The organism is Staphylococcus sp. EG-SA-2 (assembly GCF_017152085.1).
In genome coordinates this window covers 1-1,065 of record NZ_JACYHC010000885.1, presented here as the reverse complement: position 1 = coordinate 1,065, position 1,065 = coordinate 1, and the positions used below count along the sequence as shown (strand labels likewise).

Here is a 1,065-nt window from a genome sequence, read left to right as displayed (position 1 = left end):
CATGTTCGTGCCCCCTTTTAAATTTAACCATTACTTAATAGTATAAATCATTTTCTTTAATTTTCGACTAAAATGCTTAATATATTTAACTAGTAGCAAACAAATTTTAAATAACAGTATTTTTTAACACTAGATTTTAACAATGAACTTTATTTATAATCAGATGAACTATTTATTTTCCAAATATAGTTACTAAACAAAAGTTTTTTCATGATTAATATAAGCCGTTATCAATCTTCATTTTCCAAGCATAAATCGCCCAGCTATTAATATAGGCTGGACGATTCTTTTTATTATCATAATATATATTTTAAGTAACGACCCTAAAACTTATGGATATAAACGGTTTAATAATCTTGGGAATGGCGCTGTTTCACGAACGTGTTCAACACCAGAAATCCATGCTACTGTACGTTCTAAACCTAAACCAAATCCACAGTGTGGCACACTACCATAACGACGTAAGTCTAAGTAGTAACTATATGCTTCTTCGTCTAATCCATGTTCTTTAACGCGTTGTTCTAACAATTCTAAGTCATCCACACGTTCAGATCCACCAATAATTTCACCGTATCCTTCAGGTGCAATTAAGTCTGCACATAATACAGTTTCTTCATTTTCAGGATTTGGTTGCATATAGAAAGGCTTAATTTTAGTTGGATAATTAGTAATAAACACCGGTAAATCATAATGATTAGCAATGGCTGTTTCATGTGGCGCACCAAAATCTTCGCCCCATTCAATATCATCAAAGCCTTCTGATTTTAAGAATTCAATTGCATCATCATATGAAATTCTAGGGAATGGTGTCGCAACTTTTTCAAGTTTTGATGTATCACGCTCTAAAATTTTCAACTCTAGTTTACAATTTTCTAAAACTGATTTTACAACATGTGTTACATATTGTTCTTGAATTTCTAAACTTTCAGCATGATTTATGAAAGCCATTTCCCCTTCAATCATCCAGAACTCGATCAAGTGTCTACGTGTTTTTGATTTTTCAGCTCTGAAAGTTGGACCAAATGAAAATACTTTTCCGTGTGCCATTGCTGCAGCTTCTAAGTA

General features: G+C 32.2%; 1 protein-coding gene. It reads right to left on the bottom strand.

Going from position 1 to position 1,065, the window contains the following annotated elements; all coding sequences use genetic code 11:
• Window positions 1-330: 330 nt before the first annotated feature.
• A partial coding sequence (locus tag IDG60_RS27645) for an amino acid--tRNA ligase-related protein (RefSeq protein ID WP_346767043.1) occupies window positions 331-1,065 on the bottom strand: 735 nt, incomplete at its 5' end.